This is a genomic window from Pseudomonas sp. NPDC090755 (assembly GCF_044769005.1).
Classification (GTDB): Bacteria; Pseudomonadota; Gammaproteobacteria; order Pseudomonadales; family Pseudomonadaceae; genus Aquipseudomonas.
On record NZ_JBIVXC010000009.1, the window covers coordinates 114,868 to 140,236 of the forward strand.

Here is a 25,369-nt window from a genome sequence, read left to right on the forward strand (position 1 = left end):
TGGTGGATTCTCCTATGACTCCCGATCCATTGAAGCTGGTTCCCCGAACCCCGAACTCGTTTCCGGATATGTCAGCACCACGATCTATTCTTGTGGCGTTGGTCTGAAATCCAACTATCGCCGGGCCTAGCGCGGTGTATTGATTATCGGACGACATAGCTCCACCTCCTAGTATTTGCTATGAGTTAAGCCCAACTGTTATTTAGGTGCCAGGCGACATACAATGCCAAGTTTTCTAACGACATAAAAACGCATAAATTTCGTTATCACTCTGTAATTCATTATTTCTTTCATGAAAGTAGTCACTGTGAGCGCGACATTATTCAAGGAGGAACATGGCATGGAAGGAAAGCACAGGCTGTTCGATAAATTCTGGCAGTAGACCAAGCATAGCCACTCATTCGTTCTTGTTCCGCCCACTGCCTGCTCCTGGCCTAGAGTTGCCTGTCGCCAGCGGCGGATTCAAGTCGCTTCTGGCCAATCTGGAGTGGCGAAAAAAGCCTGGAGCGGAAGTTCTGGTGTTCCTTGCCAAGACAGGGCAATACAGCCTGAGCAAACCTGACGTCGAATGGGGTACGCCAGCGTGACTCAGGCCGTTTCCAACTACGTGCCGCTCACGCGGGGAATTGGGTTATCCAGTGCCTGGCAATGTCTTCGCGCCGGCAGATCCACACCGCGTCGTGGCCTTGCACGTAATCGAGAAAGCGCGCCAGCGCCATTGCACGACCAGGATGGCCACTGATCCTCCCATGCAGGCCGACGCTCATCATCTTCGGGTGTTGCGCACCCTCCTGCCACAGCAGGTCGAACGCCTCCTTGAGCAACTGGAAGAAGTGTTCACCGTAGGCGAAACCATTGGGCAGCAGATAACGGGCGTCGTTGTTGACCAGTGTGTAAGGGATCACCAGGTGGGCGGGCGCGCCTGGGAGCCAATAGGGCAGATCATCGTTGTAGGCGTCCGAGCTATAGAGAAACCCACCTTCCTCACGCAATAGACGGCGGGTGTTCTGGCTGACCCTTCCTGTGTACCAACCTACGGGGCGTTTACCGCAGATCTGCTCGATAATCTCGAGGGTGAGGCGGATATGGCGCCGCTCCTGGTCTTCAGGCATGTCGCGATAATCCAGCCAACGGTAGCCGTGCCCGGCAATCTCATGTCCGGCAGCGCAGAGCGCATGGCCGATCGCCGGGGTGAGTTCCAGTGCAAGGCCGACAGCGAAGGCGGTCAGCGGCAAGCCTCGGGTGCTGAACAGCTCCAGAATGCGCCACACACCTGCGCGCGAGCCGTACTCGTACATGCCCTCGACGCTCAAGTCCGATTCCCCCACACGCGGCGGGCGACCCGGTAGCTCGTGAAGCCAGGCCTCCGACTGGGCATCGCCATTGAGCATGCATGATTCCGCGCCTTCTTCGATGTTGAGCACGAACTGGACCGCGACGCGCGCCTCACCAGGCCAATGCGGGTGGGGCGGGCAGCCGCCATAACCGATGAGGTCGCGAGCGGACATCAGCCAAGCTCGAAGGTCGTGACGCCGAACACGCGTTCGTGCGCGATCGCCGGAGGAGGGCCGAGGTACATACGTGCGCAGCCGAACACCTCGATCATGCCCTGTTGGCGCACGAGCGCCATCGCGGCGGGGTTATTCTCCGGGGCATCGAGAAACAGCGGGCCACCCTGTGCAAATGCCGCCAGGCGCGCATAGAGGGCATTGGCTGCCAGGGCGTCATCGGCGAACAAGGGGCCGATCTTGTAACCTTCCCGGCAGCGCCTTACCACACCATAGCCGCTTAGCCTGCTCTGGCGCTGGCAACCCACGGCGAGTGCGTCGGCTTGGGCTATCCACCCGCTCAGGAAGGTTTCGCGCGCGGCGGGAAAGCAGGTGCGGTCGTATTCGACAACCTGATCGAACGGGAAGCTGGTCAACGGGACGATGTCCTGATCGTCTACCTGTGGGGGCGTTGGGCGTTCGGTGATCTGGGCACGAAAACGCATGTTGCGATGGGAGAAGAGGAAGCCACCCTTGGCATAGTAGTCCTGCATCGCGAAGACACCGTCCATGCCGATGCTCGAGCCAGGGCGCAGGCGGGCGAGGAGTCGCTCGCGGCGAGCATGCCAGAGGGTATTGCCCAGGCCTTGCCCACGGTACTCAGGCCGGACGATGAAAAACCCCATGAAACCGAATTCGCCATGGTAGGAGGTGATAGCACCGCCGCCGATCAACTCGCCACCCCGGGACGCCGCGATGAAGGCGGCAGGGTCCATAGCCCAGAACAGCTCGGCATCGTGAAGGCCGGGATTCCATCCCTCACGGGCAGCCCAGTCGACGAGCTCGTCCAGCTCGGGACGGGTCATGTTGCGTATGACCAGCTTATTATTGCCCACTATTTGATCTGCACAATGACCGGACCTTCCGTCACGATTGGCGGTTCTGCGTGGATATGCGATGCATTTTTCTGAATCCACTCGCGTGCGACTTTCAAGCTGGCATCGCTACCGGACTTGTCCTCGCAAACCGTTACCGCTGTACCACCATCACCGGTATTGAGCAGTGTGTAGCTGACCAGGCCAGGCACTGTCCGCAGGGCAGCTTCGACGTCGCTACTACGTTCCTGCAAAAGCTCGAACAGCTGCTTTGCGCCAGTACCCAGGTAGGTTCTTATCACCGCGTACATGGTCGTCTCCTTTGGGAGCACGGTCTTGATACCCATCGAGGTCCATTGAAGGCCGCTATCACCCAGGTTGCAATTGGCCCCCGTTCATTAAGCTTAGCCACAGGCCGGCGCCACACGTCATGCAACGACCACCGGCTGCTTCTGGTCGGTTCCTGACGGTCGCGAAGGGCTGTTGCCGACCCATAGCTGCCGGTGGTGGAAGACAGCTTTCGTCCCATGACCACTTTTTGCACCCAGATCCATCTGGCGCCCTGTGCGGATGGGCAGGTACCCTGCGCACTCTGTTGACGCGTACGGACTGCCGAAGGATCACTGCGCATGACCCGCCAAGCCCTCAAGTACTGGTACCTGGTGCACAAGTGGACCAGTCTGGTCTGTACCGTGTTCCTGCTGCTGTTGTGCCTGACCGGCCTGCCGCTGATCTTCCACGAGGAAATCGAGGAGATCTTCGATCCGCACCCGGCGCCCAAGGCGCTGCCTGCCAATGCGCAGGCCTTGGACTACGACAAGGTCATCGCCGGGGCACTCGCTGCGCGTCCGGACGAGGTGGTGCGCTTCGTCGGCCTGGAACCGGATGACGCCTACGGCGCGGTGTTCACCGGCAAGACCCTGGTACCGCCGCCGCTGGAGGGTCATGTGCACCTGTTCGACAAGCGCAGCGGCGAGCTGTTTGCGCCCGAGCCACCCGAGACTGGCTTCATGGACGTGATGCTGCGCCTGCACACCGATCTGTTCATCGGCCTGCCAGGCTACTTGTTGCTGGGGGCGATGGGGCTGCTGCTGGTGGCTTCGCTGGTGTCGGGCGTGGTGGTATACACCCCGTTCATGCGCAAGCTGGCGTTTGCCACGGTGCGCACCGGGCACAGCCGCCGGCTGCAATGGCTTGACCTGCACAATGTGCTGGGCATGGTCACGCTGGTGTGGGTGATGGTGGTGGGCGTCACCGGGGTGGTCAACACGCTGGCGCTGCCCATCGTCGGTCTGTGGCAGAACGGCCAGTTGGCCGAGATGACCGCCCCGTACAAGAGCGCGCCGCCGCTGAAAACCCTCGGCTCGCTGCACGCGGCGCTAGAGACGGCGAGGGCCGCGGCACCTGAGCTGGAGCCGGTGTTCGTTGCCTTCCCCGGCACCTTGTTCAGCAGCCAGCACCACTATGCGGTGTTCATGCGTGGCAAGACGCCGGTGACCTCGAAGCTGCTCAAGCCAGCGCTGATCGACGCCCAGACCGGGCAACTGACCGACATGCGGGACATGCCGCTGTACGTGCGTACGCTATTGATCTCACAGCCTCTGCATTTCGGTGACTACGGACGCTTGCCCTTGAAGATCGTATGGGCGGTGCTCGATGTGATCGCCATCGTGGTCCTGGGGAGCGGCGTTTACCTGTGGTGGGGGCGCCGCCGCCTGGTGCCGGGGGCGGAACTGGCGGTAAAGCAGGGGGCAAGGGCATGAGGCGCGGGCTATGGATGGTCTTTCGCTGGCCGCTGCTGATCGGCCTGCTCGTGGCGCTGGGGTTGTTGTCGGCGCTGCTGGGCGATGGGCTGTACGACATCGTGTCATGGCTTGCGCTGGGGGGGCCGCTGATGATCGTTGGCGGCGTCTGGGTGTGGCGGCAAAAACGCCTTGGGCAGCAAGCCCCCAAGGCACAGCGCGTCCCCTTGTAGCATCCGGCCGGACAGGGTCCTCATAGCGGCCCTCGTGCTCGCAGGCCAGTTGGCCAGGGTGATGATTACAGCGCCTTCTCCCGACAATGCTGCAGTGCGTCGCGAATCATTGCGTTCACCAGCGCGGGTGACACGCCGAGGACCTTGGCGATTTCCCGTTGTTTCATGCCATGGATCCGGCACATTTCGAAGGCGCTACGGGTGCGCTCGGGCAGATCGGCAAGGGCTCCGGAAACGCGTTCCAGCACTTGCTGGTCCGATACCAGCGCCTCCGGGGTTTCACCGAAGATGGCCGGCGACTCGCTGCTGTCGGCGTCGTGGCACATCAACCGCTCCTCGAACTGGCGCCGGCGGTAATGGTCGATCGACAGGTTGCGCACCACCCGCGTCAGATAGGACGCCTGGGAGTGGATCTGCTCCGCTTCGGCAGCATCGTCCACTTTCATGAATGCGTCGTGAACAATGTCCTCGGCGTGGCTGCGGCAGCCGATGATCTTCGCGGCAAGCCCGATCAGGCGCGAACGCTGCTCAAAGAACACGTCGAGCAACGTGGGCCCACCTTGGGCTGCACCGTGTTTCTGCATGAGGCACCTGATCCGTTCGTGAAGTCTGGTAGCGAGGTTGGAGAATCTAGTATTACTAAGAATTGTTTGCAACAACTCTCCAGTTTCCAGCGCGGTCCCGATCTTGCAGTCGGCAGGTGAAGCGACATATCCATGACCCGGTTGACTCTAAAAAGCGCAGAACTGGGGCAGCAGGCCACCACAAGGCAGTGACATGGAGTAAGCTTGGCGAAATTTCTTCACCGCCACCCGTACATGCCAACCCCTTCCCAAGCCCCGAAGACCCCCATCGAAATGGCCGCCGACTGGTGCGTGCGCTTGCATCTTGATGAGTGCACCGATGCCGACCGCAGCGAGTTCCTGCGCTGGTACGATGCCGACCCGGTGCACGCCGAGGAGTACCTGAAGATGTGTCGGGTGTGGCAGGTCAGCGAGCAGTTGCCACCGCGTCCCGCCACGCCGGTGGCGTTGCCTGCCCGCCGACGCCGGCCAACCGCGTGGCTGGCGCGGGCCGCAGTGTTGCTGCTGGCTGTGGGAGGCGCCTGGGCCGCAGGCTGGTCGTGGGGTGTGCTGCCGGGCAGCGTGCGTTACTACCTGGCCGAGGAAAGCCGGCGCCAGGTGCAGTTGCCGGACTACAGCGAGGTGGAGCTGAACCGCCGCACCGGCCTGTTGTACCTGGGCTACCGCGACCAGCGTCAGGTACTGTTGCACGATGGAGAGGCCTACTTTGATGTGCGCCGCGACCTCGCCAAGCCTTTCATGATCAACACCGACAACGCCCGCGTGCGGGTCACTGGCACTCATTTCAACGTTTGGACCGCCGAGGCACAGACCACCGTCACCGTTACCGAGGGCACCGTCCTGGTGTCTCGCACCGACGGCGGCGAGGGGAGCAACCAGGGCGCTGAGCTGACCGCCGGCATGCAGGCGGTGGTGCGACAGGGGCGCATGCTGCAGTTGGGTCGCACCGACCCGTCCCGGGCGCAGGCCTGGCGCAACGGCAAGCTGGTACTTGACGACATCAGCCTTCGCGACGCCCTGCCGCAGATCAACCGCTACCTCGATGTGCCGCTGCAGCTGGACACCAGCAGCGCGGCCGGCGAGCTGCGTTTCGGCGGCATCTACGACACCAGCGACCTTGGCCAGCTGGTCAATGCGTTGCCACGGGTGCTGCCGGTGAAGCTGCGCCGGGCTGACGGCGTGATCATGATTTCGTCGCGCTGATCCCCACGGTTGCAGCGCGTCCCGGGCTCCAGGCCCCTGCTGTGCATGGCGTCATAGGCGCTGACAGCAAGCTCCGATAATTTGCTGAACAAAAAAAAACCTCATTCGTCATTCAGGCATGCCCCGCCTGGAACCCGCGACGATGAGCACTCCCCGAACATCCAGCCTGCATGAATTGACCCAGTTGCTGCCCCCTCTGGTCAGTCGCTTCGTCGTCCCAACACGCGCGTATTTGCGCGATACCGTCAGCGGGATGCTTGCGCAGTCTCGCCTGCAACGCTGCGTGGTCTGCCCGCTGGCCAGGCGCCAGAACCCAATCAACATGCCAACATAACCATAATCATCAGGAGCATCATGAGCGCCTTTTTGTTGAAACAACCGGCAGACCGGCTGCGCCGCTGCATCGCCGCTGCCACCCTGGGCCTGGCCATCGCCGCCGCAGTGCCGGCCCAGGCCGAGCCCGTGCGCATCGACATCCCGGCCAAACCCCTGGCCTCGGCGCTGTCAGACCTGGGCAACCAGGCCAACCTGCAGATCATCTACAACCAGGACACCGTGTCGGGCTTGCGCAGCCGCGGCGTGTCGGGACAGATGGAACCGGAGGAAGCCCTGCGCCAGCTGCTGCAGGGCACCTCGATCGCCTACCGTATCGAAGGCAACCACGTGACCTTGCAGGGCAGCCGTGACGACGCGGCGATGGTGCTGCCGAGCACCAGCGTCCTTGGCCAGGCCTACAGTTCGGTGACGCCGGACGACGGCTATGTGGCCAAGCGCGCCTCGGCCGGCACCAAGACCGACACGCCGATCCTCGAGACGCCCTATTCGGTGTCGGTGGTGACCCGTGAACAGATTCAGGCCCAGCAGCCCAAGACGGTGGCCCAGGCGCTGCGCTACACCCCAGGTATAAACGCCGAGCTTGCCGGCCCGCAGTTCGTCACCGACCAGCTAACCATCCGCGGCTTCCAGCAGGGCACCGGGCGTATGCTGCGCGACGGCACCCGCACCTTTCTGCCGGATTTCCTCGGTTGGGACGCCCCCGAACCCTACGGCCTGGAGCGCATCGAAGTACTGCGCGGGGCCAGCTCGGTGCTGTATGGCGCCTCCGACCCTGGTGGCCAGATCAACCTGGTGAGCAAGCGCCCGACCACCGAAGCGCTGCGCCAGGTGCAACTGCAGGCTGGCAATCACGACTACCAGCAGGCCGCCTTCGACCTGGGTGACGCGCTGGACGACGAGGGCGTGTGGAGCTATCGTCTGACCGGCTTGTTCCGCGAGGCTGACGCGCAGGCCGACCACATCACCAACCGCCGCGAGTACCTGGCGCCGGCTATCAGCTTCCGGCCTAACGCCGACACCGAGTTGACCGTGCTGGCCGAATACCAGAAGCAGACCGGCAACTTCGCCAACCCGCTGCCGGCCCAGGGCACTGTGTTCCATGATCCGCGCGGCCGCCTGGACCGTGACACCTACGTCGGCGACAGCGCCTATGACTACATGACCAACGAGAAGACCTCGCTGGGCTATGTGTTCGAACACCATTTGGACGAGGTCTGGACCCTGCGCCAGAACGTGCGCTACAGCGACTACCGCCAGTCCAGCGCAGAAATCGCCCTGCTCATGCCGGTGGGCAGCGACTACATGCGCTACGCTGACGAGCGCAAGGGCGACGGCCGCCTGTTCACCATGGATAACCAGGTGCAGGCCAACTTCGCCACCGGCGCCGTGGAGCACACCCTACTGACCGGCGTGGACTACAACAACGGCAAGTTCGACCAGGACCAGGCGCTGAACCTGATCAACGGCACTTTCGATGTGTTCAACCCGGTCTACGGCCAGCCGCTGAGCTTCACCCCGTTCAGCAGCGCCAGCTACGAGCAGAAGCTGGCGCAGACCGGCGTGTACCTGCAGGATCAGCTGAAGGTGGACAATTGGGTGTTCCTGCTAGGGGGCCGCTACGACTGGGCCAGCAACCAGAAGGACGACCGCGATCCGCAGACCCAGAAGGACGAGAAGTTCAGCGGGCGCGCCGGCATCGTCTATCTGTTCGACAACGGCATTGCCCCGTACGCCAGCTACAGCGAGTCGTTCCTGCCGGTCATGGGTATCACGGCTGACAACTCACAGCTCGACCCCGAGACCGGCAAGCAGTACGAAGTCGGTGTGAAGTACGAACCACCGGGTTCCAACAGCCTGTACACCGTGGCGGTATTCGACCTGACCAAGCAGAACGCCACCGAGAACATTGGTGGTTTCTCCCGCCAGGAAGGCGAGGTGCGCTCCCAGGGCGTGGAGTTGGAGGGCAAGACCGAGATTACCAAGGGCTTCAATGTGATCGGCAGTTACACCTGGAACGATGTCGAGGTAACCAAGTCGGAGGCCGGCAACAAGGGCAACACGCCGTTCCGCGTCCCCGAGCACATGGCCTCGATCTGGGGTGACTACACCTTGCAGGGCGGCCTGATGGAAGGACTGCGCCTGGGCGCCGGAGCCCGCTACGTGGGCAGCACCTACGGCGACACGGCCAACAGCTTCAAGGTCGACAGCTACACCGTGGTCGACGCGCTGGTGGCCTACAACCTGGGCAAGATGGACACGTCGCTGGATGGGCTGGAGGTCTCGCTGAACGCCACCAACCTGTTCGACGAAGACTACGTGGCCGGGTGCTTCAGCAACGTGGGTTGCCAGTATGGGCAGCAGCGTACGGTGTACGGGACCGTTACCTACAACTGGTAAACCCGTTGTCGCCTGTGTCGCGCTAGACCGTGCAGCGGCCCCACGGGTCATGCGTGAGCGTAGATACCGTCGGGGCCGCTTTGCGGCCCTTCGCGGCACAAGGCCGCTCCTACGTCCAGGGTTCTTCCAGGCTTTACCCTATCAACGTTGAATGCCAGGTCAGCAAGGCGCTTCCAGCTATCTTTTCAAGCAGCGGCCCTCACTCCGGGGGTCAATTTAGCGTTAGCCCCAAAGAGGGAGTCCGCCATGACCGTAGTCGATCGCCTCAGGTATTTGCGCGTCGTTCTGGTGTTGGCTGGCCTCGCGTGCCTTGCTCTCTACCCACTGATGTTGTCCTGGCCGTCCGGCTGGGCCTGGCACGTCGGTCACTCGGACTACCCGATGATGATCGTTGGCATCTACGCCACACTTGGCGTGTTCTTGATCCTGGCCGCACGTGATCCATTAGCCAATCTGAGCCTGATCTGGTTCACCGTGTGGTCCAGCGCCGTACACGGAGGAATCATGGCCGTCCAGGCGGTCACCCAGCCGGGGCAAATGGGGCACTTGGCAGGTGACGTGCCAGCGCTCTTCATCGTGGCGGTTGCCTTGGCCATCTTGACGCCCCGCTCACGCCAACCTTACTGAAGCGGTGTAGATAACTGCGCCAACGCTGCAACGAGGTGATCGTAGACGAGACGAATACGCGCAGGTACCGGGCCACGCTGTGGGCGGTAAACGTAGAGATCCCAAGGTTCGGGTTCCAGCGCAGCCAATACGGGTACCAGGCGTCCGTCAGCAATGTAGGGGCCGGCCAGAAAGGATGGCATCTGGCTGAAGGTCAGACCGGCCAGGACTGCACGACACTCGGCTTCGCTATCGTTGACGATGAAACGCGGTCGTGCCGGCGTACATTGCACGCCGCCCGCAAATAACCAGGGCCATGGACGACCCGTGCTGGTATCGAGAAATGCCGAAGTCGGCAATGCATCGAGCTGCTCCACGCGCTCCGGTACCCCAACGCGTTCGAGCAATGCGGGGGACGCTACTACGTGAAACCGCTGGCTAGTGGCGCGGCGAGCAATGTATCGGTTGTCGCGCATGAAACCAAAACGCACACCGATGTCGATCTTCTCGTCCACCACGTCCGAGTGCTGGTCACTCAGGTGCAGATCGAAGCTTATCTGCGGGTAATCAGCGGCAATACGGGTCAATACATCAACCAGACGCAGACGCCCCAACGCGACCGGAGCCGTCAGGCGAACCACCCCGCTCAACGCGTGATCCGCTTGCGCATCCTGACGGCGGAACAATGCATCGAGCTGCTCGACACTGTCCCTGGCCTGGCCCGCCAGTGCTTCGCCGTAGGCGGTAATGCGCATGTTGCGAGTATTGCGATGAAACAGCAGCTCACCTTGCAAGCGCTCCAGGTCCTGCACCGCGCGCGTCACCGCCTGCGGTGAAATACCCAGGCGAAGGGCGGCTTCCTTGAAACTGCTGGCTTCGGCGGCGGCCACGAAGATACGTAACATTTCAAGGCGATTAAGCACGGTTGCAATCTCGGCAAGGTCATTTCGATTATTCCAATATTATCCATTTTGAAATCTAAATATTTCCATTTTTTGCCAGTAACGCCCTGAGCATACTGCGCCCGATGGAGCAGGCGTTCTGAGTACACCCTGACAACCCCCTTCTTTCATTTTTCCGGAGCATTTCATGACCACCTCGACCAGCATGCGTGCGCTCATCCTCGATAACTACGACGGCGCGCCTTTTCGTGACGCCCGCATCGACCTCGCTTCGCCAGGCCCCGGCCAGGTGCAGGTGAAGATTCATGCCAGCGGCGTCAATCCGATCGATTACAAGATCCGCAAAGGCCAGGCCCCCTACGCAATGCCCGCACTGCCTGCGGTGCTGGGTACAGACATGGCCGGTGAGGTCGTTGGTGTGGGTGCCGATGTCAGTGGGTTCGCCGTGGGTGATCAGGTTTACGGCTTGACCGGCGGTGTGCGAGGGCTGCAAGGCTCGCTGGCCGAGTACGCCAACGTCGACGCCATGCTGCTGGCAACGAAGCCAAAAAACCTGACGATGCGCGAAGCCGCAGCGCTGCCTCTGGTGGCACTCACTGCATGGGAAGGGCTGGTGGATCGCGCAAACGTCCAGCCAGGCCAGAAAGTGCTGGTACAAGGAGGCGCTGGTGGCGTCGGCCATATGGTTGTGCAGATCGCCAAGGCACTGGGCGCCGAGGTATTCGCGACGGCCAGTGCGGGCAAGCAGGCATTGGTGCGTGAACTGGGGGCAACGGCCATCGACTACACCAGGACCAGCGTTGAGCAGTACGTTCAGGACTACACCGACGGGCAGGGTTACGACATTGTTTATGACACCGTAGGGGGTGCCTCGCTGGAAGCATCGCTTGGTGCAACACGCCACTACGGTCGCATTGTCAGCTGCGCAGCGTTTGGGCCGCAAAACCTGGCGGTGTCCTCACTACGCTCGGCTGACATCAGCGGTGTCTTCGTGTTGCACCCCATGCTCAGCGGTGAACGCCGCCAGCACCATGGTGACATCTTGCGCCGCATTGCCGCCCTGGTCGAGGCGGGCCAGGTGCGCCCAGTGCTCGACCCACGCCGTTTCAACCTGGATAGTGCGATGGCTGCACACGACGCGGTCGAGGGGGGCGCAGACATCAAGGTTGTGATCGACATCCTCTAGGCGGTGGCCCCAGAGCTGACGGTGGCATGCTGTCTGTTCCCGCAAGCATGCCGCTTATCCAGGCTAACCAGGCTGCTGAGCATCGAAAGCGCTACGCAAGGCCGCAATAACGTGATCAACAGAGGGGCCTTGTACCGGAGGCGGCACAGGGCGCTCGCAAAATTCTCGCCACACAAACAGCATCAGTTCTGCGCCATCTGTTTGCGGCAGCGTACTGTCGATCGAGCCGAAGGATTGCAGCAGCCTGTACCTTTCGTCTTCCCAGAACAAGGCTTCTACCCAGGCATACACCGGGATGAAATGGAAGTGAATGGAGTAACCGGCATCATGCCCAAAGCGGCCGATGTACAAGCGTTTTGGCTGTAGATGATCTTCGATGGTTTTCTGGATACGCGCCTGCAACACACCCAACTCCGCTTGCGCTTGGGTCGGTAGCGCTGCCAGGGAGTTGGTCATCTGCTTTGCGGTGAGCATCAAGTAGCCCGGCAATGCACTGTCCATGCGGTGATTGAGAATCCAGTACCTGGACTCATGGATGATCAAGCGAGACGGAATGTCCATGGGGCAGCCTTGAGTGGGTCCGACGCAGGGTAGCATTGCGGTGGACCGACGTCCGCTTCTGGCCGACAGCTATCTGTTATCGCCAACAAAAATCCTGAAGGGATTGGCGGCCGTATCGCTGCAAAAATGCTCGCTCACGACGCAAACACCCACCCGGCCAGTGCCTGCAGCGATATACTTCGCCCCCTCAGTCAGTGTTCGGGAGTCGCCATGCGCCAGGTCTTGCTCAGCGTGGATGTCCAATCCACGTTCAATCCGCCCCAGTGGCTGGTGGATGGTGTGCGGGTGTTATCGGCGAAGATTCCTACCATCGTGTCGCTCGAACTTCATGACGAGCAGGTAACCCCGTTTCAACGGCAACTCGGCTGGCACCCGGCCGCGCAAGACGAAAGCCTGGTCGAGGCCGACAAGGTGTTCGTCAAGCACGGCTACGGGCCGACCACTGAAATGCTCGAGTACCTCAAGCAGTGCGGCGCGGAGCGTGTGCTGGTGTGTGGCATCCAGACCGAAACCTGTGTGCTCGCCGCCGGGTTTGCGCTGTTCGATGCCGGACTTTCCCCGACGCTGGTGACCGACCTGACCGTTGGCTCATCCCTGGACCGGTCGGGGCAATTGGGGATCGATCTGTGGAAGCATCACTTCGGCCAGGTGACGACCTGCGCAGAGGTGATTGCCGCGCTGGATGCATGAGTCCGCACGGCGGGAGAGGGGGCGCGGCGCTTTGTGCTTGCGCGGTATCGCGCGCATGGCATCGACCTGCGCGCAATGGCAATTTGTGGAGAGCATGTGAAGGCTTCATCGAAACGCAGGCACGCAAGCCTAGAACGCGAATTGGCGCGGGCGCTGACCTGGGCCTGCGAAGTGGCCAAAAGTGAAATCATCGGCTTTGAGTGGCTCACCCATCGGGTCGACTACGACCGTTTTCCAGAAAGCCTCATCGTCACCTGGGTCTTCGATAGCGACAGGCACATGAATGCGGCGCTCGCCAGCCAGAGCAAGGCGAGGATGCAGAGGCTTACGCAAGCAGCCTTTGAGGATATCGGCATCACCGTGCTGGATATCACCGCTCATGTCGAGGTCGACTCCGAGGAGCGCTGCGCAAAGGTGCACGGCGGGGATTGGGCCGCACGGCTGGGCTCACGGCAACGTTTGGGGGCAAAGCATGGCCAAGGACATTGAAAACCCGTGCGTTTCGCTGTGCCAGCTGAACAGCGAGATGTGCGTCAGTTGCGGGCGAACCCGGGAAGAAATCCGTAAGTGGCGGGGCATGAAGCGTCCGGAAAAAATGGCGACGGTGCAAAAGGCCAGCGCCCGGATGAAGTCGCTCAGCAAAAAGAAAGGCAAAAAATAGGTTCTTCACGGAATTCCGGGGGAATAGGGGCCTTGGGCTTGGGTGTTGAGGCTGCGAGCCTATCCATTCCCAGCAGCGTCGCCACAGGAAATGGATAAGCGTACAACCTTAACACCCAAGCCCAAGCCCAAGCCCAAGGATCCTATCCCCCCGACATTCCGTGAGGAACCCAAAAATAGCCATGACCGCTTGATCGGCGGGCTCGAAAACGCCTGCTGTCGTCCAGGCCGTGCGGGAACTTCAAGGAGCAGGACAGGTCAATAAAGGCCCCTTCTTCCGGGTTGTGCAGCCATTGCCGCCGAGCAGCGCAGGGGGCCTGTTTGACGACAGTGCCGTTCGAACCTTGCGAGTCCGTCCTCGATGCCAACCCCGCGTTTTCTACCCGGTATCCTTCTGGCGTTTTGCGCTGTCGCGTCGCAGTGCGCGCTGGCGGCCGAGCGAAACACCACGACACAGAGCAACAAGGCATCCACTGCGCTGATTGAAACCGCCTCGCAGCAGTATGTCGATGGCCAGCTGGAGAAAGCTGCGTCTACCCTGGAGCGTGCGCTGCAGATCCAGCCGAACAATCCTGCAACGCTGCACTACCTGGGTGTCTTGCGGCTTCAGCAGGGGCAGTACCAACAGGCTGAAACCCTGGCGCTGCGATCCAACGTCGGCGTGGGCAACAACGTCCAGTTGCGCAATCGTAATATCCAGCTGATCGAAGCCGCGCAGAAGGCCCAGGCTGCAAATACCCCGGTCGCCGCTGAAAAGGAACGCGGGGCCATCCGGGCGTGGCTGGAAGGGCTCTTCGAAAAGAGCCCCGCTGCAGACGTTGCCAGCACCCAGGCGTTCACGTCGCAGACCGAGCGCCCCACGCAGCCCCTCAAGCGTGAAGAGGCGGGCAGGTCAGCTTCCGAAGGCGAAATGCAAATGGCTTCACTTGAGCGCGCGCCCGCGCAGCCTGAGATCACGATTCCCCGAGGCCATTTGCCGCCTCCAGGCCAATGCCGAATCTGGTTTCCTGACCGCCCGGCGGGCCATCAGCCGGCACCCGCCAGCTGCAAGCACCTGCGCAAGCGGATTCCGTCCGGTGCCATTCTGATTCAGAGTTGAATGCCGGGCATGTGCCGGGTCGGTATCGACGCGGTGCACCACGACGTTACATGGCCACCAGCAACAGCGACTGCGGTACAGGGCTTTGCGGATGCTGCGGCTCCTGCAGCCCGGCCAGGCGAAAGCCGGCCATGTCCAGTGCATTGATCCAGCTGGACAAGGTGCGCAGGTACCAGGGCATGGGTTGCCACTGTCCTTCGAGCCCGGCGAAGGTCTCTTCTCGCCAGCCGTCCTGGTAGTTGCCCGCCGCCGCGGTCCAGGGGTGCAGGGTCTGGATCACCAGCGCGCCCGCCGGAGCGAGCAGGGCGTTCATGGCGACAAGCAGGGGGATGATGTCCTGGTGCAGCAGGGCGAAGTTGGCGCAGATCAGGTCGTAGCCGCTGCCGATGTCCACCGTGGCATCAGCCAGTTGGTCGTAGCTCGCCAGGTGCACCTGCGAAGAACCTGCCGCCCGCGCTGCCTCCACCAGTGCCGCCTCGCCGTCCACGCCAACCGCCTCGATGCCCCGGTCCGCCAGTGCCCGCAACAGCCAGCCCTCGCCACAGCCCAGGTCGAGCACGCGCCCGGGCTGGCGGCCGAGGATGGCCAGCAGAATGGCCTGGTCGGTGACTTGCAGGCGGCTGTCGATGCGGCCGTTGCGGATGGCCTCGATCCAGGACTGGGCGTTGAGTTGCCAGCTGTGCAGGAGGGTGGTTTCGGGGGCAGGCATGGGGCTGACCAGGCTGGGGATTCAGGGAGAAGGATAGGCCAAACGCCGGCGCGTGCGTCTTTGTCGCCGGCGCCGCGCACGGTATCGCCAGCGACTAAGCTGTTGCGATGATACCTAGCCTCTCAAGGACGCCGCCATGAGTGCCTTCTCCCTGTCCGAGCTCGATGCCGCGCTGCCCGGGCTGGCCCGCAAGATCCGCGTGCTCGAAGCCCTGGCCTGGCCGGAGGGTGCCGAACAGGACTTCCTCGCGCAATGGCGCGCCGGCAACGCGCAGTTGCCCAGGGTCGAACTGCAGCCGCGCGAACACAGCGCCGACATCGCCGCACTGCAAGCCTTTATCGGCAAGTGCGATCAGGGCCACCCGGCCGGGCGCTTCCTGGCCATGACCGCGCACAGCTACGCCACCGCCGGACGCATGCTGGGGGCCATCGGCATGCCCGCGTTCACCGGGTATTCGGCGGCGCTGTACCGACGTCCGGATTTCTACTACCCCAGGCAGAAACTGACCATGCTCGACGCGGCCCGTTTCTTCCTCAAGACCACCGACGCCCTGCTGGGCGGCGACCAGATCCCGCCGAGCGAGGCCGATATCCCGGCCGAGGAATTTGCCGCCTGGATGCAGCCGGAGCTGGACCGCTTCTTCGGTGCGCAGCGGATCAGGATCGTGCTCGATCCGGCCCTGGCCGCCAAGGCCATTGCCGGGACCAGCCGCATCCGCCTGCGTGCCAGTGCCCTGTTCAGCGAGCTGGACAAGCAGCAGCTGTTGCAGCACGAGGCCTTCGTGCATGTCGCCACCGCGCAGAACGGCGCCAACCAGGCCAACCTCAAGTGCCTGGGCCTGGGGGCGCCACGCACCACCGAGACCCAGGAGGGCATTGCCACCCTGGCCGAGCTGTTCACCGGCAGCATGGACATCAACCGTCTGCGTCGCGTTGCCCTGCGGGTGATTGCGGTCCAGCAGGCGCTGGATGGTGCTGATTTCATCCAGGTGTTCGAAGGGTTTATTCAGGCCGGCCAGTCGCCGGAAGAGTCCTTCCGTTCCACCCAACGGATTTTCCGTGGCGCCGATGTGCGGGGCGGTTCAGCCTTTACCAAGGATGCCGCCTACCTGACCGGTTTGCTCGGTGTGCATACCTTGCTGCGTGTTGCGATCCGCGACAACCGCCCGGAACTGGTGGGCCATTTGTTTGCGGGGCGCCTGAACCTTGCCGATACCGTACGCCTGTCGCCCCTGTTCGAGTCCGGCTGGCTCCAGGCGCCGACCTATGTGCCGGTCTGGGCCAGTGACATGCGGCGGCTCGCTGCCAACCTGGCCTTCTCGGCCTTCATTGCCCGGATCAAGCTGGAGGTCCTCGACTTGAAGGTGTTCATGGCGTTCGCCGACGAGCACGAAGCGGATGCCAGTGCCCGGTGATTCGGGGTGTGGGTGCGGTAACGGCGAGGCAGCCGGGCTGCCTCGCCGAGCGCATTGACTCAGGCAATCATCTCCACTTTGCCGGTGGCCAGCCGATAGACCCCGCCGACCACCTTCAACTTGCCTTTTTCGAGGGCATCGGTGAGCAGGGGCGTGGCCTTTTTCAACTGCTCGACCGAGTCTTTGACGTTCTGCGCAATGGCATTTTCCATCAGGTTGCCGGGTTGCGTGATGGCTTTCTCGACCGATGCTTTGAGTGCCTCCGTCAGTTTCGGGATATGACCTGGGAAGCTGGCCTTGTCTTTCACTGCTTTGATACCGGCCTCGATGGCACCGCAGCTTTCATGGCCCAGCACCAGAATCAACGGGGCACCGAGCACTGCAACGGCATACTCCAGACTGGCCAGGCCTTCGCCGGTCACGAAGTTACCGGCCAGGCGTATGGCGAACAGATCGCCGCGGGCGGTATCGAACGCGTACTCAGGCGCGATGCGCGAATCGGAACAACTCAACACGGCGACAAAGGGGTTCTGGCCCGACACCAGCGCTTCGCGCTCGTCCGTGAAATCGTGGGTGGTGGAGTTGCCGCTCACATACCGCTCATTGCCCTCGATCAGTCGTTTCAGCGCCTGGTCGGGGCTGAGGACGTTTTGTGGTTTGGGCGGCGCAGACGATTTTTCCGCGGCCTGGACAATGCGCCCGGGCAGTGCACCGGCCAGCAGCAGGGCACCTGCTCCCAGTCCGGCAAGGCGAAGGAATCGACGACGATCCGTGGGGTTTGCAGTTGAGGATGAATCACATGATTTACACATGAGCGAGTGTACTCAGGTCAACACGGTTGGAGTAACTGCTGTTGGAGGGCAGTGCCATGGAGTCTATCCAGCACTGGGACTATGCAGTTTAGCCGAGTTGTAACCATACAATTTCCCCGGCCCCGCTCGTGCCGAGCGGGCAGGACACAACGCACGCCGGAGCCACCTTGAAACGATAGCTCCGGCGTTGGTGAAACCACCGGGAACGGCGGGCTTCAGGCGAACAGATCGAGGCCCAGCTGAAACGCCACCCACAGCGCCAGGCCCGTAGCAAACAGCAGCGCAATATTTTCGAACAGGTTGTTACGGTACTGCTTGCCCAGCAGCGACTTCTGGTTGGACATGATCAGCAGGCCCAGGGAGATCACGGGCAGGCCGACGATGTTCAGGGCGCTGACACCGATGGTCAGGGTGACGAAGTCCGGCATGCCGGGAAGCGACCAGATCAGCGGCGTGACCAGGATGAACAGCATGAACCACTTGTGCATCGGGTCGTGGTGAAACTCCTTGCCGTAGCGCTCGCGGCGCTTGGGGCTGACGTGCTGCAGAGCATCGGTGATCAGCATCGGGAAGGCGGTGGTCTTGCCGGAAATGCTGGCGAACAGGGTGGCGAACACGCCGGTGAAGAACACATACCAGCCGATCGGGCCGAAGAAGATTTCCAGGGCCTTGCCCAGGTCGCCCAGGGTGTTCACTTCGATGCCGTTGGGCCTGAGGATCTCTGCGCCGACGATCCAGATCGCCAGGTTGATGACGATGCCGACGAACACGGCAAACAGCAGGTCGTTGCGCTGGATGCGTTTGTGCTCCGGGCCCGTCCAGCCCTTTTTGCGCATCACGTACGGGTGCACGAAGTTGGCGATGGAGCCGGCCACCGCGCCGATCACCGAGACCGCCACCAGCAGCGCGCCGTGCACTCCTTCATCGGCGGGAATGCTGAAGCCGATGGTGCCTTTGACGATGCCGCTCACATCCGGGCCGGACATGACCGCCAAGGCGATGAAGGCCAGGGTCATGATCGCCAGCAGGGCTTTCATCACGCCTTCGATCATCGAATAGATATTGCGCCCCACCAGCAACCACACCGCCAGCACCACCGCCAGCGAGCACAGCAGGGGGTAGTCGACGCGCAGCAGCATCGCCAGCGATTCACCCGCACCCTTGATCATGTAGGCGTTCATCAGGTGGCCCATGAGCAGGGCATAGACCAGCATGAACCAGGCGAAGAAGGGGTGCAGCCGGGCATAGCCCTGGAGGATGGTCATGCCCTGGTTATTGCACAGCTGGAAGCGGGCAATGATGTTGACGATCAGGTAGCGCAGCAGCAGGGAAACCGCCAGCACCCACATCATCGCGTAGCCGTAGTTGGCGCCGGCCACCGAGGAAGTGATCAGATCACCTGCGCCCAGCCAGGACAGCACGGCGATGATGCCGGGGCCCAGCAGCTTGAGCAATCGGGTAACGCGGCGTTCGGCAGGCGCCGCAGCCTGGCCTTCCACGGAAGGAATGCTGGTCATCGAGGGTGTCTCCGTTGTTGTTTTTGTGAGAGCAGGCGAAGTCAATCATATTAGATATGACGTCGTACAACATTGGTTTTTCGGAGAGTGTTACTAAATATTTCCATGTCGTTCGTTGTCCGCTGGGTCGTTACTGCCAGCCCGCCATATCGTCCGGGCCATCGGCATTGCGGCTTAAGCATCTGTAAGCCATACGCCAAGTTTTTTGTAAGAAATATCTTGATAATTATTCTCGAATATAAATAATTCGCAAACGAAAATAATTACCATTTGGATCTTGCGCATGCTACCCCGACATCTCTCCCGGCTCAAACCGCTTCCACTGCACCTGTGCCTGGGATTCACCGCTGCTTTCCTGCCAGACCCGGCAAGGGCCGAAACCCTTGAAGTCCCTGCCAAGGAGGCGCTGGTCGAGGAAACTGCCGAACCGTCCCACGGCCTTGAGCTTGCGGCCACCAGTATCGAGGGCGAGTTCCTTGCCGAGAACACCGAAAACTCCGGCAGCTATGCGCCAGGGATGACGGCCATCGGCGGCAAGGGACCACAAAAACTGCGCGAGATTGCCCAGTCGGTCACGGTCATCACCAACAAGCGCCTGGAAGACCAGCAGCTCAAGACCATGGACCAGGTGATGAACCAGATGACCGGGGTCACCCGCAAGGAGGCCTGGGCCAAGAACACCTATGTGTCCCGTGGCTTTGAAATCAACGACGTGCGCTACGAGGGCGGCGCCACTTCGACCATCCTGGACAGCAGCCGCTATGAAGACCTGGCCCAGTTCGACAGCGTCGGCCTGTTGCGCGGTGCCGATGGCCTCTACGGCGCCGGCGAGCCGGGCGGGGTGATCAACCTCATGTATAAACGGCCCATGGCCGAAACCCAGGTCAAGACCCTGACCTCTGCCGGCAGTTGGGACAATTACCGCGGCGAGTTCGATGTCACCGGCACCCTGGGCCTGGATGGGCGCCTGCGCGGGCGTTACGTCGGCGTGCTCGAAGACAAGCACTCCTTCGTCGATTACGACCACAAGAAACGCAACCTGAACTACGCCTCGTTCGAGTTCGATGCGAGCGAAGACACGCTGCTGTTCTTTGGCCTCAGCCACCAGCGCGACGACCTCAACGGTGTACGCAACACCCTGGGACGCTACTCCGACGGCAGCGACCTGGGTTTGCCGCGCAGCACCAACCTGACCACGCCCTGGAGCTGGAACGACATCGAGAGCACCACGGTGTTCGCGCGCCTGGATCAGCAGCTCAATGATTCATGGAAGGCTGTGGCCAACGTACGGCACAACATCAACGAGAACGCACAAAACGTCGTCGAGCTGGAAAACCCCATCGACCCGGTCAGCGGCGAGGGCGGGGTGTGGTGGAACAACCAGCATGATTTCCGTACCACCGAAACCACCCTCGACCTGAACCTGCAGGGCGCGTTCGAGATGTTCGGTCATGTGCACGACCTGACCGTCGGCGTGGATGCGAGCAAGAAAGAGGGCAAGGGCGGCAGCTACTGGAACATGCTCTACGCCGATTCGGTGTTCTCGCCAACCCTGCCACCTTACTACCCGACGGCGGAGAACTTCCCGGATACCTCCACCGATGTGAAGAAGGTCGGCTCCTACACCTCGTTGCGCATCCGCCCCATGGATGACCTGTCGCTGATCGTCGGCGGCCGCTACACCCTCAAGGAAGACACTGAGTATGTCGGTGCCACGGGCCAGAAACTGTCGTCGGTCGAGGAAGATCCGCAGTTCGTGCCTTACTACGGCATCGTCTACGACCTGACCCCGACCACCAGCCTGTACGCCAGTCACGCCGAGATCTACAAATCCCAGGCGACCCTGCTGCAGGGCCCGCCGCCGGGCAGCAAGGCGCTGGAGCCGCTGACCGGTACCAACTACGAGATCGGTGTGAAGAGCGAACTGGCTGACGGCCGCTTGCTCGCAAGCTTCGCCCTGTACCGCATCGAGAAGAAGGGTGAGGGCCAACTCGACCCGAGCTATCCGCGTGAATGGGGCGCGGTGACATCCTGCTGCTACGTGGGCAATGGCTATCAGTTGAGCGAAGGCTTTGAAGTGGAGCTCAACGGCGAAGTCTTGCCGGGCCTGCAGGTGGCGCTGGGGTACACCTTCAACTCCAACGAGAACAAGCGTGACGGTGATGCTCGTTTCAGCACCCACACCCCTCGTCACCTGTTCAAACTGTGGAGCGACTACCGCTTCCAGCGCATGCCCGCCTTGAGTCTCGGCGCCGGAGTGATTGCCCAGAGCGAACACAGCGAATCCGGCTCGGTGGTGCCGTTGGGGGCCGGTGCCGGCGACTCGCTGGACTACTCGTTCGTCGAAAGCGGCTACGCGATTTACTCCATGCGTGCCGCCTACGACCTGGATGAGCACTGGACGGTGGCGCTGAACGGCAACAACCTGTTCGACAAGACCTACTACAGCACCGTCTCCTCGACCGGGTATGGCAACCTCTACGGCGAGCCTCGCAGCTTCCTGGTCAGTTTGAGCGGGCGGTTCTGAAGCAGTACCTGAACCCGCCGGCTTGCACAGAGGTCTGGCCTGCATTGATGGTGTAGCCGCTGCCGCCAGGCTGCGATCGGTCGCGAAGCGACCGTAAAACCTGGCGACTTCAGTCTGTCAGGTACAACGAGGTGACCGGGTTGCGCCTGCTGCGCCGTCGATCGCAGCCTCGTTCCTCGGCAGCGGCTACAGGGTGGCGGTCAGGCGGGCTTGAAGCAGTACACCGCCAGTTTGTTACCGTCCAGGTCGCGGGCGTACGCAGCATAGGCATTCGGCGCCCAGCCGCGTGGCCCCGGCGCCCCCTCATCGCTACCACCGGCTGTCAGGGCTGCGGCGTGGAAGGCGTCGATGGTTGCGCGGTCGGGGGCCTGGAAGCTTACGGTGACGCCATTGCCGACACTGGCCGGTGCGCCGTTGGCCGGTTTGAGGACGAAGAAGGACGGGGCATCCTCGCCCCAGATCGAGCCATTGTCGCCCAGGTCGGCGATACGCGTGTGGCCAAGCTTGCCCAGGACGCTGTCGTAGAAGTTGCGGGCATCGGCCAGGTTGTTGGTGCCGACGGTGACGTGGGTGAAGATACTCATCAGGTGTTCCTCAGGGTTGGGAAACAAGGCAAAGACAGGGCAGCACTAAAGCGCTGCGTCGATTTTCTGTGCGGCGGCTTCACTGACCCAGGGGTGCCAGATCTGCGGGTGCTCCTTGAGGAAGATCCTCGCCAGGCGGGGAGACTCGATACGTTCCTGGCTCATCCTCGCCAGGTTCTGGTTCAGCAGGTCGATGGGCACATTGACCTTCTCCAGCACCGCCACCAGCTCCGGTGCCTGCTCATGAAAGTCCTTGGACAGACCGACCCGGGTGGTGACGGTCTTGTCCACGCCAGGCTTCTCTTCCAGCCTGATCGCATCGATCTGACCCATCAGCGGCGTGGGTGACCAGTAGTAGAACAGCACCGGTTTGCCGCGCTTGTAGTTGGACAGCACGCCGGCATCGAGCGCCGCGCCAGTGCCCGGACGGAAGTTGGTGTAGGTGCTTTCAAGGCCGTAGTCCTTGAGCATCTGGGAATTGTCCACCTCGCAGATCCAGCCCGCGGGGCAGTTGTAGAAGCGGCCCTTGGACGGCTCCTCGGGATCGCGGAAGACCTCGGGGTAGCGGGCCAGGTCGGCCACCGTCTTCAGGCCCGGGGCCTGGGCCTGGATAGAGCGTTTGGCATCGCCCTCGACCACGTAGCGCGGCACATACCAGCCCTGGGCAGCACCCAGGATCGGCGCACCGACGGCCACGACCTTGCCGGCTGCCGCGGCCTTCTTCCACACCTCGCTACGGCCCATCCATTCTTCGGCGAACACCTGGATATCGTTACTGATCAGCGCGGTCTCCATGATGATGGTGTTGCCCACCAGTTGGTCGGTCTGGCAGCCGTAGCCCTCCTTGAACAGGATCATCATGATGTCGGTGAGCAGCATCCCGCTTTCCCAACTCAGGCCGGCGAACTTCACCGGTTTGCCGGAGGCGCACCAGTCGTCCGCCTGGCTTGCCGCACTGCCGGCCAGCAGGCCGAGGGAAAGTAACGTTGTCAGCAGGGTCTTCTTGTAATTCATTATTAGACGCTCCGTAACAGCAATCGGGGAGGGCGGGCACGCGCTTGCCGCACGTTGCAGGCCAGTGCCGGCCCCTGAACAGCAACCGCTATCAGATCGCAGAACCTGCCGTGGTACGCCCGTAGAACAGTTGGCGGGCATAGGGGCTGAACTCGACGTCGGGCTTGTCGACGTAAGCCAGCACGGCATTGAGTCGCAGCCGCTCGCCGACGACCGGCGTTACCCGGTGCAGCGAGTAGCGCCCGCGAAACAACGACAGGGTACCGGGCACCTGGGGCAGCACCTCGACCTTTTGCGTCGCCGGGTCGTTGAGGAAGCGGCCGACCGCGTCATAGCAATCATCGTCTTCGCGCCGCAGCATGCGCACGTACTCGAAGTCGCCGCCGCCATTGGCCGCCTGCAGTGACAGCGTCACACTGAAATCCGAGCGGTCGAAGTGCCAGCCCAGTTGCTGGCCCTCGGCAAAGCCTTGCAGGTTCAGCGCGGCCAGCGGGTCGGCATGGCGATAGAGAACGTCCTGGCCCAGTACATCCTTGATGAACGCCAGCACGTCGTCCGACTGATAGAGCAGGCGGGTGAGGTTGTCGGCCGGAATGTCGGCGTAGGCGACGGTGTCTTTCTCCGTCTCCATCAAGCGGCGCAGCGGGTGGGCCGGGTCGGCGGTCTCTTCCTGTGGCTTGAAGTACACCGTGTGCTGCTCGCGAAAACGGAACATCTGCGATTGCAGCGCCAGGGTCTGCTCGGCCATGGCGGCAACCGCCGGATCCAGCACGAAGCCCGGGAAGATCGCCACGCCTTCCTGTTCAAGGCGCGCGCGGCTCTGGCTGACCAGGGCCAGGTAGGCGGCGCTGGTGCGATCGGCGAGGGGGTAGCGGGTCAGGTCGACGATGTCGCCGAGGGGGGCGGTGAAGGCGGGCGCAGTCATTGTTGTAATTCTCCAGTGGTTGGTGCTGGAATCAGATTGCGCTGCGGGAAAAATGAAGTCACGCTCATAATTTTACGCATTTTTGTGAATTAAATTCAGGTCGCCACGCCATGAAGCTCACCCTGGACCACCTCGTGATGTTGCAAGCCTTGTCGGAGCTCGACTCGATCACCGCGGTGGCCGAGCGCTTGTGGGTGACCCCGTCGGCGGTGAGCCATCGACTGCGCGAGGCGGAGCGGCGCCTGGGCGTGCCCCTGACCGAGCGCTCGGCGGGCAAGCTGCGCCTGAGCCCTGCGGGGGTGCGCCTGGAGCGGGCGGCGCGGGACATCATCGGCATCCTCAACGAGGCGGAATCCGAGGCCCGCTCCCTGGCCGGCGGGGTCACTGCCTTCGTGCGCATGGGGGTAACTTCCTACGGCCCGTTTCGCTGGATTCCGAAGTTCATCAAGCACTACTCGGCGCTGCGCCCGGATATCGAGATCACCCTGGTCACCGTGCCCCGTGGCGATGTCTATGCCAGCCTGATGCAGGGCAAGCTGGACGTGTCGATCATCGACGACGGCATGGTGCCCAGCGGGGTCGCCCGCTTGCCGCTGTTTCGTGACGACCTGATCGCGATCATGGCCACCGACCATCCCCTGGCCGGGCGCACGAATATCTATGCCGAAGACTTCAAGACCTACAACCTGGTGACCTACTCGACCGAGCGCGCCAAGGGCTGGGAATACGACCGCTTCTTCGCCCCGGCGAGCATCCTGCCCCGGCGCATGATCACCGTGGAATTGATCGAAGCCATCGTCGAGCTGGTGCGCTCGGGCCACGGCATCAGCATCCTGCAGCGTGACCTGGTGGCGCCGAGCCTTGCGCGTGGGGAGCTGGCCTGGGCGGCGCTCAATGACGGGCTGGACATCGCCTGGAACGCCATCATTCGTCCTTCCGAACCCCAGTCCAGCGAAGTGCATCAGATGGTCGCGGCGCTGACCGACTGGGTCAAGCAGACACAAGGGCAGTGAAGCGGGGGTGTCACTGTGCCGGGGGCTTCTGGCTTGGTTTGTCCTTGCTCGCCCCGGAAGGTGTCATCAACTGCACGGTCAGGATGAAGCGTGCCGGCACCAGCGACAGCAACCCCAGCATGCTCAGCACGGCAATCAGCAGGACACCCCGTACCTCCTGGCGAAGGTCGGTGAACAGCGCCAGGCCCACCGCCAGCAGGAACAGCACGGCACCCAGCCATTGCAGCATCGCTGCCCAGCGAAACAGCGAGGAGTTGCGGACCTGTTGCAGGTGCCGGGTCGATTCGGTCATC

26 protein-coding genes are annotated in these 25,369 nt (G+C 62.3%); 13 read left to right on the top strand and 13 right to left on the bottom strand.

The window, feature by feature from the left end; genetic code table 11:
- Positions 1-614: 614 nt before the first annotated feature.
- From ACIQUS_RS15200 to ACIQUS_RS15210, 3 genes are read right to left on the bottom strand one after another with little or no spacing between them, the layout of a single operon-like run.
- The gene (locus ACIQUS_RS15200; RefSeq protein WP_403048153.1) at positions 615-1,508 is read right to left on the bottom strand and encodes a polysaccharide deacetylase family protein; all 894 of its coding nucleotides are present in this window, start codon (positions 1,506-1,508) and stop codon (positions 615-617) included.
- Positions 1,508-2,353 (bottom strand): GNAT family N-acetyltransferase, encoded by an 846-nt coding sequence (locus ACIQUS_RS15205; RefSeq protein ID WP_403048154.1) that lies wholly within the window; start codon positions 2,351-2,353, stop codon positions 1,508-1,510. The genes ACIQUS_RS15200 and ACIQUS_RS15205 overlap by 1 nt, the downstream gene beginning before the upstream one ends.
- A 29-nt stretch (positions 2,354-2,382) precedes the next feature.
- The gene (locus ACIQUS_RS15210) at positions 2,383-2,673 is read right to left on the bottom strand and encodes a hypothetical protein (protein ID WP_403048155.1); all 291 of its coding nucleotides are present in this window, start codon (positions 2,671-2,673) and stop codon (positions 2,383-2,385) included.
- Positions 2,674-2,991: 318 nt separating this feature from the next.
- On the opposite strand from ACIQUS_RS15210, the gene ACIQUS_RS15215 reads away from it, so the two are divergent.
- Positions 2,992-4,125 (top strand): PepSY-associated TM helix domain-containing protein, encoded by a 1,134-nt coding sequence (locus ACIQUS_RS15215; protein ID WP_403048156.1) that lies wholly within the window; start codon positions 2,992-2,994, stop codon positions 4,123-4,125.
- Complete coding sequence (locus tag ACIQUS_RS15220) at positions 4,122-4,337, top strand: hypothetical protein (protein WP_403048157.1); 216 nt, start codon at positions 4,122-4,124, stop codon at positions 4,335-4,337. Before ACIQUS_RS15215 ends, ACIQUS_RS15220 begins: the two co-directional genes overlap by 4 nt.
- A gap of 65 nt (positions 4,338-4,402) precedes the next feature.
- Here the strand turns inward: ACIQUS_RS15220 and ACIQUS_RS15225 are convergent, their stop codons facing one another.
- Positions 4,403-4,885: an RNA polymerase factor sigma-70 gene (locus tag ACIQUS_RS15225; RefSeq protein WP_403048158.1), complete on the bottom strand. Its 483-nt coding sequence runs from the start codon at positions 4,883-4,885 to the stop codon at positions 4,403-4,405.
- A 240-nt stretch (positions 4,886-5,125) separates the two neighbouring features.
- On the opposite strand from ACIQUS_RS15225, the gene ACIQUS_RS15230 reads away from it, so the two are divergent.
- The 3 genes from ACIQUS_RS15230 to ACIQUS_RS15240 all read left to right on the top strand — a co-directional run bounded on the left by ACIQUS_RS15230 (position 5,126) and on the right by ACIQUS_RS15240 (position 9,484).
- Positions 5,126-6,124, top strand: coding sequence for a FecR family protein (locus ACIQUS_RS15230; RefSeq protein ID WP_403048159.1), 999 nt, complete (start codon positions 5,126-5,128; stop codon positions 6,122-6,124).
- A gap of 354 nt (positions 6,125-6,478) precedes the next feature.
- Positions 6,479-8,857: a TonB-dependent siderophore receptor gene (locus ACIQUS_RS15235; protein WP_403048160.1), complete on the top strand. Its 2,379-nt coding sequence runs from the start codon at positions 6,479-6,481 to the stop codon at positions 8,855-8,857.
- A gap of 246 nt (positions 8,858-9,103) precedes the next feature.
- Complete coding sequence (locus tag ACIQUS_RS15240) at positions 9,104-9,484, top strand: DUF6632 domain-containing protein (RefSeq protein WP_403048161.1); 381 nt, start codon at positions 9,104-9,106, stop codon at positions 9,482-9,484.
- Here ACIQUS_RS15240 and ACIQUS_RS15245 read toward each other — a convergent pair.
- Positions 9,478-10,386 (bottom strand): LysR family transcriptional regulator, encoded by a 909-nt coding sequence (locus tag ACIQUS_RS15245; protein ID WP_403048162.1) that lies wholly within the window; start codon positions 10,384-10,386, stop codon positions 9,478-9,480. The two genes, ACIQUS_RS15240 and ACIQUS_RS15245, sit on opposite strands and share 7 nt — an antisense overlap.
- A gap of 166 nt (positions 10,387-10,552) precedes the next feature.
- Here ACIQUS_RS15245 and ACIQUS_RS15250 point away from each other — a divergent pair, with 166 nt between their 5' ends.
- Positions 10,553-11,551, top strand: coding sequence for a zinc-dependent alcohol dehydrogenase family protein (locus ACIQUS_RS15250; protein WP_403048163.1), 999 nt, complete (start codon positions 10,553-10,555; stop codon positions 11,549-11,551).
- A 63-nt stretch (positions 11,552-11,614) separates the two neighbouring features.
- Here ACIQUS_RS15250 and ACIQUS_RS15255 read toward each other — a convergent pair whose 3' ends face one another.
- Positions 11,615-12,112, bottom strand: coding sequence for an HIT family protein (locus ACIQUS_RS15255; protein WP_403048164.1), 498 nt, complete (start codon positions 12,110-12,112; stop codon positions 11,615-11,617).
- Between the two features lie 210 nt (positions 12,113-12,322).
- On the opposite strand from ACIQUS_RS15255, the gene ACIQUS_RS15260 reads away from it, so the two are divergent.
- The 4 genes from ACIQUS_RS15260 (at position 12,323) to ACIQUS_RS15275 (ending at position 14,561) form a co-directional block, all read left to right on the top strand.
- On the top strand, positions 12,323-12,802 hold the full coding sequence (locus ACIQUS_RS15260; protein ID WP_403048165.1) for a cysteine hydrolase family protein: 480 nt from the start codon (positions 12,323-12,325) through the stop codon (positions 12,800-12,802).
- Positions 12,803-12,898: 96 nt separating this feature from the next.
- Positions 12,899-13,291, top strand: coding sequence for a hypothetical protein (locus tag ACIQUS_RS15265; protein ID WP_403048166.1), 393 nt, complete (start codon positions 12,899-12,901; stop codon positions 13,289-13,291).
- The gene (locus ACIQUS_RS15270; RefSeq protein WP_403048167.1) at positions 13,275-13,463 is read left to right on the top strand and encodes a DUF1289 domain-containing protein; all 189 of its coding nucleotides are present in this window, start codon (positions 13,275-13,277) and stop codon (positions 13,461-13,463) included. The genes ACIQUS_RS15265 and ACIQUS_RS15270 overlap by 17 nt, the downstream gene beginning before the upstream one ends.
- Before the next feature lie 360 nt (positions 13,464-13,823).
- Positions 13,824-14,561, top strand: coding sequence for a tetratricopeptide repeat protein (locus ACIQUS_RS15275; protein ID WP_403048168.1), 738 nt, complete (start codon positions 13,824-13,826; stop codon positions 14,559-14,561).
- A gap of 46 nt (positions 14,562-14,607) precedes the next feature.
- Here the strand turns inward: ACIQUS_RS15275 and ACIQUS_RS15280 are convergent, their stop codons facing one another.
- On the bottom strand, positions 14,608-15,270 hold the full coding sequence (locus tag ACIQUS_RS15280; RefSeq protein ID WP_403048169.1) for a class I SAM-dependent methyltransferase: 663 nt from the start codon (positions 15,268-15,270) through the stop codon (positions 14,608-14,610).
- Between the two features lie 136 nt (positions 15,271-15,406).
- Here ACIQUS_RS15280 and ACIQUS_RS15285 point away from each other — a divergent pair, with 136 nt between their 5' ends.
- Positions 15,407-16,684, top strand: coding sequence for a flavohemoglobin expression-modulating QEGLA motif protein (locus ACIQUS_RS15285; RefSeq protein ID WP_403048170.1), 1,278 nt, complete (start codon positions 15,407-15,409; stop codon positions 16,682-16,684).
- Between the two features lie 59 nt (positions 16,685-16,743).
- Here ACIQUS_RS15285 and ACIQUS_RS15290 read toward each other — a convergent pair whose 3' ends face one another.
- Entirely contained in the window at positions 16,744-17,496 is a 753-nt protein-coding gene (locus ACIQUS_RS15290) for a carbonic anhydrase (RefSeq protein WP_403048171.1), read from the bottom strand.
- Between the two features lie 215 nt (positions 17,497-17,711).
- The gene (locus tag ACIQUS_RS15295; RefSeq protein ID WP_403048172.1) at positions 17,712-19,013 is read right to left on the bottom strand and encodes an Nramp family divalent metal transporter; all 1,302 of its coding nucleotides are present in this window, start codon (positions 19,011-19,013) and stop codon (positions 17,712-17,714) included.
- Positions 19,014-19,296: 283 nt separating this feature from the next.
- Here ACIQUS_RS15295 and ACIQUS_RS15300 point away from each other — a divergent pair, with 283 nt between their 5' ends.
- Positions 19,297-21,540, top strand: a complete 2,244-nt coding sequence (locus ACIQUS_RS15300; RefSeq protein WP_403048173.1) for a TonB-dependent siderophore receptor — start codon at positions 19,297-19,299, stop codon at positions 21,538-21,540.
- 200 nt (positions 21,541-21,740) lie between these two features.
- Here the strand turns inward: ACIQUS_RS15300 and ACIQUS_RS15305 are convergent, their stop codons facing one another.
- The 3 genes from ACIQUS_RS15305 to ACIQUS_RS15315 all read right to left on the bottom strand — a co-directional run bounded on the left by ACIQUS_RS15305 (position 21,741) and on the right by ACIQUS_RS15315 (position 24,063).
- Positions 21,741-22,124, bottom strand: a complete 384-nt coding sequence (locus ACIQUS_RS15305) for a VOC family protein (RefSeq protein WP_403048174.1) — start codon at positions 22,122-22,124, stop codon at positions 21,741-21,743.
- 45 nt (positions 22,125-22,169) lie between these two features.
- Entirely contained in the window at positions 22,170-23,138 is a 969-nt protein-coding gene (locus ACIQUS_RS15310; protein ID WP_403048175.1) for a glycine betaine ABC transporter substrate-binding protein, read from the bottom strand.
- 91 nt (positions 23,139-23,229) lie between these two features.
- The gene (locus tag ACIQUS_RS15315; RefSeq protein WP_403048176.1) at positions 23,230-24,063 is read right to left on the bottom strand and encodes a hypothetical protein; all 834 of its coding nucleotides are present in this window, start codon (positions 24,061-24,063) and stop codon (positions 23,230-23,232) included.
- Positions 24,064-24,173: 110 nt separating this feature from the next.
- Here ACIQUS_RS15315 and ACIQUS_RS15320 point away from each other — a divergent pair, with 110 nt between their 5' ends.
- Positions 24,174-25,076: a LysR family transcriptional regulator gene (locus tag ACIQUS_RS15320; protein WP_403048177.1), complete on the top strand. Its 903-nt coding sequence runs from the start codon at positions 24,174-24,176 to the stop codon at positions 25,074-25,076.
- A gap of 10 nt (positions 25,077-25,086) precedes the next feature.
- On the opposite strand, the gene ACIQUS_RS15325 is transcribed toward ACIQUS_RS15320, so the two are convergent.
- Entirely contained in the window at positions 25,087-25,368 is a 282-nt protein-coding gene (locus ACIQUS_RS15325; protein WP_403048178.1) for a hypothetical protein, read from the bottom strand.
- Position 25,369 lies beyond the last annotated feature (1 nt).

What these genes read in the sequence shown, in the direction of transcription:
- ACIQUS_RS15305 (WP_403048174.1), bottom strand. Translation starts at nt 22,124, where the DNA reads ATGAGTATCTTCACCCACGTCACCGTCGGCACCAACAACCTGGCCGAT.
- ACIQUS_RS15200 (WP_403048153.1), bottom strand. Translation starts at nt 1,508, where the DNA reads ATGTCCGCTCGCGACCTCATCGGTTATGGCGGCTGCCCGCCCCACCCG.
- ACIQUS_RS15285 (WP_403048170.1), top strand. Translation starts at nt 15,407, where the DNA reads ATGAGTGCCTTCTCCCTGTCCGAGCTCGATGCCGCGCTGCCCGGGCTG.
- ACIQUS_RS15280 (WP_403048169.1), bottom strand. Translation starts at nt 15,270, where the DNA reads ATGCCTGCCCCCGAAACCACCCTCCTGCACAGCTGGCAACTCAACGCC.
- ACIQUS_RS15295 (WP_403048172.1), bottom strand. Translation starts at nt 19,013, where the DNA reads ATGACCAGCATTCCTTCCGTGGAAGGCCAGGCTGCGGCGCCTGCCGAA.
- ACIQUS_RS15290 (WP_403048171.1), bottom strand. Translation starts at nt 17,496, where the DNA reads ATGTGTAAATCATGTGATTCATCCTCAACTGCAAACCCCACGGATCGT.
- ACIQUS_RS15250 (WP_403048163.1), top strand. Translation starts at nt 10,553, where the DNA reads ATGACCACCTCGACCAGCATGCGTGCGCTCATCCTCGATAACTACGAC.
- ACIQUS_RS15315 (WP_403048176.1), bottom strand. Translation starts at nt 24,063, where the DNA reads ATGACTGCGCCCGCCTTCACCGCCCCCCTCGGCGACATCGTCGACCTG.
- ACIQUS_RS15310 (WP_403048175.1), bottom strand. Translation starts at nt 23,138, where the DNA reads ATGAATTACAAGAAGACCCTGCTGACAACGTTACTTTCCCTCGGCCTG.
- ACIQUS_RS15210 (WP_403048155.1), bottom strand. Translation starts at nt 2,673, where the DNA reads ATGTACGCGGTGATAAGAACCTACCTGGGTACTGGCGCAAAGCAGCTG.
- ACIQUS_RS15205 (WP_403048154.1), bottom strand. Translation starts at nt 2,353, where the DNA reads ATGACCCGTCCCGAGCTGGACGAGCTCGTCGACTGGGCTGCCCGTGAG.
- ACIQUS_RS15240 (WP_403048161.1), top strand. Translation starts at nt 9,104, where the DNA reads ATGACCGTAGTCGATCGCCTCAGGTATTTGCGCGTCGTTCTGGTGTTG.
- ACIQUS_RS15320 (WP_403048177.1), top strand. Translation starts at nt 24,174, where the DNA reads ATGAAGCTCACCCTGGACCACCTCGTGATGTTGCAAGCCTTGTCGGAG.
- ACIQUS_RS15275 (WP_403048168.1), top strand. Translation starts at nt 13,824, where the DNA reads ATGCCAACCCCGCGTTTTCTACCCGGTATCCTTCTGGCGTTTTGCGCT.
- ACIQUS_RS15215 (WP_403048156.1), top strand. Translation starts at nt 2,992, where the DNA reads ATGACCCGCCAAGCCCTCAAGTACTGGTACCTGGTGCACAAGTGGACC.
- ACIQUS_RS15270 (WP_403048167.1), top strand. Translation starts at nt 13,275, where the DNA reads ATGGCCAAGGACATTGAAAACCCGTGCGTTTCGCTGTGCCAGCTGAAC.
- ACIQUS_RS15255 (WP_403048164.1), bottom strand. Translation starts at nt 12,112, where the DNA reads ATGGACATTCCGTCTCGCTTGATCATCCATGAGTCCAGGTACTGGATT.
- ACIQUS_RS15220 (WP_403048157.1), top strand. Translation starts at nt 4,122, where the DNA reads ATGAGGCGCGGGCTATGGATGGTCTTTCGCTGGCCGCTGCTGATCGGC.
- ACIQUS_RS15260 (WP_403048165.1), top strand. Translation starts at nt 12,323, where the DNA reads ATGCGCCAGGTCTTGCTCAGCGTGGATGTCCAATCCACGTTCAATCCG.
- ACIQUS_RS15325 (WP_403048178.1), bottom strand. Translation starts at nt 25,368, where the DNA reads ATGACCGAATCGACCCGGCACCTGCAACAGGTCCGCAACTCCTCGCTG.
- ACIQUS_RS15300 (WP_403048173.1), top strand. Translation starts at nt 19,297, where the DNA reads ATGCTACCCCGACATCTCTCCCGGCTCAAACCGCTTCCACTGCACCTG.
- ACIQUS_RS15235 (WP_403048160.1), top strand. Translation starts at nt 6,479, where the DNA reads ATGAGCGCCTTTTTGTTGAAACAACCGGCAGACCGGCTGCGCCGCTGC.